Annotated in this window: 8 protein-coding genes and 1 pseudogene; 4 read left to right on the top strand and 5 right to left on the bottom strand. The window is 59.4% G+C overall.

Features of this window, described 5'->3' with window-relative positions; all coding sequences use genetic code 11:
* Positions 1–65: 65 nt before the first annotated feature.
* Complete coding sequence (locus tag KBY85_RS15445) at positions 66–668, bottom strand: thermonuclease family protein (RefSeq protein WP_254962351.1); 603 nt, start codon at positions 666–668, stop codon at positions 66–68.
* Between the two features lie 83 nt (positions 669–751).
* Here KBY85_RS15445 and KBY85_RS15440 point away from each other — a divergent pair, with 83 nt between their 5' ends.
* From KBY85_RS15440 to KBY85_RS15430, 3 genes and pseudogenes are all read left to right on the top strand, one after another.
* Entirely contained in the window at positions 752–1138 is a 387-nt protein-coding gene (locus tag KBY85_RS15440; RefSeq protein WP_254962350.1) for a hypothetical protein, read from the top strand.
* 65 nt (positions 1139–1203) lie between these two features.
* Positions 1204–1299 (top strand): annotated as a pseudogene (locus KBY85_RS15435) (Nif11-like leader peptide family natural product precursor); the annotation flags it as partial.
* A gap of 107 nt (positions 1300–1406) precedes the next feature.
* Positions 1407–1607: a hypothetical protein gene (locus KBY85_RS15430; RefSeq protein WP_254962349.1), complete on the top strand. Its 201-nt coding sequence runs from the start codon at positions 1407–1409 to the stop codon at positions 1605–1607.
* A 622-nt stretch (positions 1608–2229) separates the two neighbouring features.
* On the opposite strand, the gene KBY85_RS15425 is transcribed toward KBY85_RS15430, so the two are convergent.
* A complete protein-coding gene (locus KBY85_RS15425) occupies positions 2230–2412 on the bottom strand; it encodes a hypothetical protein (RefSeq protein WP_254962348.1) in 183 nt (60 codons plus the stop codon).
* Positions 2413–2579: 167 nt separating this feature from the next.
* On the opposite strand from KBY85_RS15425, the gene KBY85_RS15420 reads away from it, so the two are divergent.
* The gene (locus KBY85_RS15420; RefSeq protein WP_254962347.1) at positions 2580–3467 is read left to right on the top strand and encodes a hypothetical protein; all 888 of its coding nucleotides are present in this window, start codon (positions 2580–2582) and stop codon (positions 3465–3467) included.
* Between the two features lie 706 nt (positions 3468–4173).
* Here KBY85_RS15420 and KBY85_RS15415 read toward each other — a convergent pair.
* The 3 genes from KBY85_RS15415 to KBY85_RS15405 form a co-directional block, all read right to left on the bottom strand.
* Positions 4174–4935 carry an RAD52 family DNA repair protein gene (locus KBY85_RS15415; RefSeq protein ID WP_254962346.1) on the bottom strand — a complete coding sequence of 254 codons (762 nt, stop codon included), beginning with the start codon at positions 4933–4935 and terminating at the stop codon, positions 4174–4176.
* A gap of 91 nt (positions 4936–5026) precedes the next feature.
* Positions 5027–5653: a siphovirus Gp157 family protein gene (locus KBY85_RS15410; protein WP_254962344.1), complete on the bottom strand. Its 627-nt coding sequence runs from the start codon at positions 5651–5653 to the stop codon at positions 5027–5029.
* A 73-nt stretch (positions 5654–5726) separates the two neighbouring features.
* The gene (locus KBY85_RS15405) at positions 5727–6173 is read right to left on the bottom strand and encodes a DUF2493 domain-containing protein (RefSeq protein ID WP_254962343.1); all 447 of its coding nucleotides are present in this window, start codon (positions 6171–6173) and stop codon (positions 5727–5729) included.
* Positions 6174–6680 lie beyond the last annotated feature (507 nt).

Here is a 6680-nt window from a genome sequence, read left to right as displayed (position 1 = left end):
AGGCGTGGCATTCCTTTGATCTGCAGCCACCTATCAGCTTGCCTCAGCTGCTTGTTGTTGGCTGTTCAGCGCCGCAACATTTCGCAGGCCTCTCCATCATCATTTCCGTCCAGGTAGCTATGCCCCTGGCGCAGCAGCTCTTGGGCGCGGTCATAGGAGCTGATCTCGCTGCAGCGGTAACGGCGGCCGCCCGGGGTGGTGCCATCAGGGATGACGGCAGAGCGGCGAGCGCGGCGGAAGTCCCAGGGCCGGGTGATGCCGCCCTCCACCTGCCAGACCCCGTAGCGCCGCCGGCTGGCACGGTATTCAGCGTCCAGATACTCCTTGGCGTTACACCCACTAAGGTACTGGCGGTAGGCAAAGGCTTGGCCGTCTTCCACCAGCGCCAGGTTGATGTTGATGTCAGAGATCACCTCGGCAACTGAGCGGCCGTAGCGATCGGTGGTCTTGACCTCGAGCATGACCTCGCGCCCGACAGGGAGCCTCTGCTGCAGGTAGTTGCGGGCCTGCTGGCCGTAGGGGCCCTGGGCGGTTTCGGGGGCATCGATGCAGGCCAGCCGCACTGTTAGGGCTTTGCCGGCCTGCCGCACGCGGATGGTGTCGCCATCGCCGATGGAGAGCACCGTGGCCTTGACGCCCTGAGCGAATACTTCGCGTGGCCAGGCCATGGCCGTCAACGCCAGCACACCCAGCAGAAACCGTCTAATCATTGCCGGAGTTTGCACCGGCAGCCTTTTCATGCGGTTCTTGCATGACTTGGTTGCAGCTGGCTGATCTGCGCCAATCTGTATCTATGCCTCAAAAGACGTTGGGCCGCAATCGGCTGCTTCTTGCCTGCGCGATTGCAGCTTTGGCGACAGGAAGTGCCCTAGCCCAGCAGCCGGTGCAACCGCTGCCCAAGGTTGGAGGCTGCCCTCTTGGCTACTACAGCTCTGGCGGCTACTGCGTGCCCAGCTCTGGTGGTAACACCCGCGGCGCCATTGAGAAAAGTGGTGCTGGCTGCCCGCTGGGTTTTTATTCCTCTGGCAACTACTGCATCAGCAGCCCCAGTAACGAGCGGGAAGCGATTCAAAAGAGCGGCAAGGGATGCCCGCTGGGCTGGTATTCATCAGGTGGGTACTGCGTCAAGAGCCGCTGAAGCCTGTCCTGCCGGCAGTTCTAGGTTTCTGTTCTTGTTGAGCTGCCGCCCCCCAGAGCGAGCTACGGCGGTTCCTGGCCCAAGTGAGGGCTGATCCAGCCCTGCGGCAAATGATTGCCGATGCCCTTACTGCTTATGAGGTGTCGCTGCTGGCCCAGTAGCGGGGCTTTCTGGTCTCTGGCAGCGACATCCTGCGCTTTGACGGCCAACCGGGGGCTTCTAGTCCCAGGGTTAGAAGCAGGTGGACCCCAGTGGGGCGCCTGCGTAGATGCCAGAGCACGACGCGGCCTACCCAGCGGTTAGACGCAATTACGCCGACATTTACTGCTCAGACGATCGCGAGTACTGCCGGATCGTGGACGAAGGTGAACAACTCCCTGGCTCCACCGACCTCACGCTTCCCCCTGTGTCACGCAGCCAGCAGCTTTTGGCGGTCCTGGCCGTCGAGCAGCTCAGCCCCCACTGTTGACAGCCTTCATAGCGAGTATCGTAAATAGAAATAACGATTTCCCATGCGCCAGTTTCTAATCGCTTCTGCCGCAGTGCTGATGGCATTGCCAGCCATAGCCCAGCCAGATCCAAGGATTCATAAGCAATGCTTAGAGGCCAAAGATTACCTGGGTTGCGTTAGGGCAATGAAGGGTGAAGATTCACAAAATAATCCGGCAAGAGTAATCACTCAGCAAGGTGCTGACATTGCAGAAGGGAATCAGTGTCCTGTCGGCTGGGCATATGTAGGAGGGGGGAACTGCAGTGAAGTCCAATGTTTCTATCCTAGAAATCTAGGAGGAGGCGGCAGAGGACATGATCCACGAGTCGCTGGCACAGGATGGAAATGTGGAGGTATGGGATTATTCACTTGGGCTGGCGTATTGCGGCTAGAGGGAATTTCAAGGGCAACTATTTCTACTGCATGTCCGGATGGGGAGCCGCAAATCGGCCATAACAGCACTTGCCCAAACAAGGACCATAAAGTTCTAAGCGCCCACAAGGCATCTGATCGATAATCATGAAATAAAAGAATCTCAGGTGTTTTTCAGTTTTGATAATCTTGCATGGTGTATTACGCTCAGTTCCTCACCACACCCCCCCTAAGCCACGCAGCCAGCAGCTTTTAGCGGTCTTGGGCCGTCAAGCAGCTCAGCGAGCACTGCTGAGCTGCTTGACGGGTGCTGCGCTCGGGCGATGTCCTGGGCGTGGCAAACATCTAGCGCCTGCACCATCTCGACGCCGAAGCCGTCACCGTCAGCGAAGAACACGGCGACCTGGGGCATGGCATTCGGGCGTGCAGCGTGATGCTGGCTGATCGAGTGGCAGCGTCCAGCTCACCGCCTGACGCCAAAAGCTGTCCGGAGGAACATGAGCAATCCGAGAACCAGTGCAGTTGCGCTACCCACTGTCTTTGCCATCATTACTCTAAGCCGAATTCGAAATCGTGGTCTTGTTTATTCTGCTGTGTGTAGTGGTCTTAGCAGTATGGGCACTAAGCAGTAACCTGGAAAGGAGTAGGCGAGTTAATGCTGAGCGCCAACCATCTGCACGCGGCAATTACAGCAACACTGTGCCACAAAGTGGCTACAGCAAAACAAACCTTACTGGCGACGAACAGATCAGGAGAGAGCTTGCCGGTGCAGACGATGCAGTTGGTGGTCTTACTGATATTCAGAAGGCATGGGCTGAAACTTTCCTGCGTTGCAAGCAGGTTATGGAAGAGTCGTTTGAAATCGCAGAGCGCACAAAAGATGAAATCACTCGCTCTAGCCGTCTCGAGGTAGCAAAGGATAATCTGGAACGCCTTGAGAGCCTGACCCGCAACTCTGACTGCCCGCTGAAGCTAAGCAATTCAGATGAAATCTGGTCTGACTACTGCCGTTTGAGCGGTAGTGCATCGGTGGCCGATTGGGAGCAAGATAAGCCTGTTGACTTAAACCACTTTATTGGAAGGCCATGGGGCGAAATCGTTGCTGAGATGACGGGCGGAGCAAACTTGGTTGATGGCAAGCAAACCTGGGAGCTGGCCGATGAATACAAGCATGATCTACCGAAGATGCTGGATTGCTGCCAGGCTGAATTGCGAACAATGGAGCAGGCGGGGCAAATTCCTGCTCCTTTCTATTTTGAACGTGCTGCTATTCTTCTCCGCAAGGCAAAGCAGTACAAATCAGAGGCAAAGCTGATAAAACTTTATCTTTCGGCGATAGATGCCTGGAATCAAGTCAACGGGAATAAAAGACCAGCTGGGGGTGGTGCTCGTCATGACAAGATTTTGCAACGCTATGAAAAAGCCAAGCAGCTTTCCTCAAAAAACAACAAGTTGACTGAAGGTTGAGCATCCCAGCATCAGCCCTACTGCGGAATCTGCTGGCACTCCATCAGGTCCACTGAATGCTCTGCAATTCACGCCACAATCTGCATCTGTTCCAGGGCGCGCTTGGTGTTGGCTTCTAACCAGCCAACCGGCGCCTATGTGGCCGCCAATCCGGCGGATTCGAGCAGCTTGCGGCTTGGCTTACTGGCGCAACTCTGCATACGGAAACCTAGGCGGATAGACATATTGCGCTGTCTAATCAGCCGCAGGCTGGCGCCTAATTCTCTCTGGCGGATCTAGCTCTCTAGGTCCCTGCCCAAGCGTCGGGGGGGGAAGCAAGTCATTTATGGCTCTACGGAGCTTCAAATCAGGGAGCCCAATCGAAGCCAACAGCGCCAGCGGTCCAAAAAAAAGGCCCCCACAGAACCAAGCACTGGTGTCGTGGCCTTTTGATTCAGCTACAGCACTGGTGTAACAGGCAAAGAGCACTGCCAAGACGACGATGAGCAAGATTTCCACAGCTATGTGCTCAGGGCTTACGGAAACCTAGACGGCTTGCTGGTCAAGCCACGCAACGATCGACTAGTCGACCACTTCGCTGGCGTCGATGCTGGTGCCGCTTTCCTGCTGACTATTCATATAGGTGCGTAGGCGGCTAGCCGTTTCTGGCTACCCATACCAGGCGCGCATCTTGAAACTGCTGCGCTGTTTGTTGCACCGCTGAGGCTCAGGCCACCAGCTGCTGGTGCTGAACCAGAAACGTCTCAATCCAGTCATGGTGACGCCGCTGGCAAATCCGATCGGCGATCGATGCGGCCTCCTCCGGCACCTGGAACCGCTTGCGGAATGCCTTGGTGAAGCCCTCCAGAGCAGGGCGGGGAAGGCCCCGAACGGTGTCGAGGATCTGCTGGATTGTGCCTGGATCGAGCGGATCAAGGCTGGGATCTATCTCTCGCTGCGCAGGTGATTGGGGCTGGCGCCCAGGCACCACTTCTGCTGGCCTGCTACTCGGGTTGACTTTGGGGGCCCGGGTGGCCGAGCTGGTGACCTCACGCTGCTGCTTGTCGTAGAGCGCCAGACCAAAGGGATTGCCAAAGGTCATCAGTGCTCGTTTCATGGCATCGGTTTCGGCCTCCTTGAGGGCTGATTCATGGGCCTGGCCCAGGTCGGCGTCGATGCCGTGGCCGGCACCGCTGCCTTCTCGGATGACATCCCCGACACGGATACGAACGCGAGCGGTGTAAGTGACACCCCAGCCGGCACGGCTGCTGCTAACCAGGGTGCGCTCCCGCTCAGAGACGCACTGCACGGCAATGGTTTCGCGTTGCCAGCCGTCAAAGCCAAAGATGCGGTTGGCTTCTGCGATCGCTTGCCACCCCTCCAGGTAGGCCAGGGAGCGGCCGGCCTGGCTGCGGGTTTGGACCTTGGCGCGATCTAGTGGAGCGGAAAGGGCAGCGATCTGCTCGGTGGAGAAGACAGCGGTGGCCATGGGAATACTGAGATGTGAGAGGTGATTTGAGTGGAAGGGGTATGGGCCCGCCCTTGCAGCAGACCCATATCGCGGGGGGCTCTGCCCCCCGTCAGTGGATGCGCCAGGAGCGGCGGTTGAGCAGCTGGACGCCGGTGATCTGGTGGCCGGACTTGAGGGCCTCCTTGATGGCGTTTTTGTCTGGCTTGCTTGTGGTGGAGAAGGTGAGCCACTCGGGATCGAGGGCCTCTTCGTCGTCGATCACCACGGCGGAGGATTTGCGGCTTGTGAGCTCGTGATCGGGGAAGGAGAAACGCGTAGCGGCCGGCTGCAGCTGGGTGAGGACAAAGACAAGGGACTCCTCCATCGCATCGGCCCTGCCGGCATCACTACGGGCCAGATCGGCGAGGCGCTTGGCCTGCTGGCTCCGGTAGGTGGCCTGACCGCGCAGGTGCTCAATCACCCAGCAGGTGGCATCGGCCTTAGCGGCGAGGGCTTGCTTATTGCCCTCTTCTGCCAGCAGGGCTGCCTCCAGCTCGGCCAGGGCCAGGGCCCGCTGCTCGGGATCATCGGCTTCCAGCTGCTCGGCTAGCTGGGAGATAGCGGTGGTGAGTTCCTGTGCCTCGCTGCCCAGCTGCCAAAGGGAACCAGAGCGCTGCAGGGAGCAGGCGGGGCCTGCCACCGGAGGAGCCGCTAGCGGTGTGACCGCAGCGGCGGGGATGGGGGTGAGAACAGCCATGACGGTGAGAAGGCGATGGGGATGGAAAGAACGGAACGGAGCGCCAGGGGCGCGAACGGCTTGGGCTGGGTGATCAGGAGCAGCCGGCGCCAACTGGAACGGCCCAGAGCCCGGCAGCTGCACTGACCTCGACCACCGAGATCGGCACCGGGGAACGCGACGCCATACGGCGGGCTTCTCTCACCAGCGAGGCGGTGCCGGCACCACCGGGGAAGGCGACTAACAGCACCGAAGCGATAGAGCCAGGAGAGCTGTGGGTAACAGCGCGGGCAACGGCCTGCTCGAGTAGCTCCCGATTGCGGATTGGCCCAGCGGCCCGCCCATGGAGCTGCCATTGGGCGGGCATAACCAGGGCTGACCAACCCAGCTGCTGGGCAGCGCGACCAATGGCGGCATCAGCGCCGCGGGCACCGCCGTGGAGCAACAGGTGAACAAGGCGGCCACCGCTGCGGGCGAGCAGCTCAGCGGCAACCCGCTGCTGGGACCAGGACAGATCACGGCCGCCACCGGCTGCGATCACAAGCGAGTGGGATGGGGCTATTTCAGAGCTAGATGAGAGATAAAGATCCATGAATCAGCTGCCAGATGTGACAACTGATCGGGGCAACACAGCTGCTTAAAGCAATAGAGCAGTGATGGCGAGATCAGAGATTGGATTACCGCAGGCGATGGGCTAGGGGCCTTTGGTGCGGCCCTTATTCTAGCAGTACAAGTGCACTTATGGATGAGTAAAACGACGGCAGGGCAATGGATCTGCGCAGAGCAAGGCCATACCCTGCGGCCTAGGCCTACTAAGAATTAAGGCCACCAGATCCGATCAGAACTGACCCGTGCTCGCACAGCCGCGCGAGGAAAGCTGGGGCCTCACTCCAGACAGCCACCGGCAGCCGGCAGCCACGCCACCGCAGCCGCGGGCATGCCCCCCTTGCGCTCCATCCCCGCACCCCAGGGCAGGGGCGGAGGGCGGCGGCGGCTGTCTGACCTCAGCCACGGCGCAGCTGTGGCAAGTTCAGGACAGCCGACGACG

The organism is Cyanobium sp. BA5m-10, assembly GCF_024346255.1.
GTDB lineage: Bacteria > Cyanobacteriota > Cyanobacteriia > PCC-6307 > Cyanobiaceae > Cyanobium_A > Cyanobium_A usitatum.
This window is presented reverse-complemented; position numbering and strand designations above follow the sequence as displayed.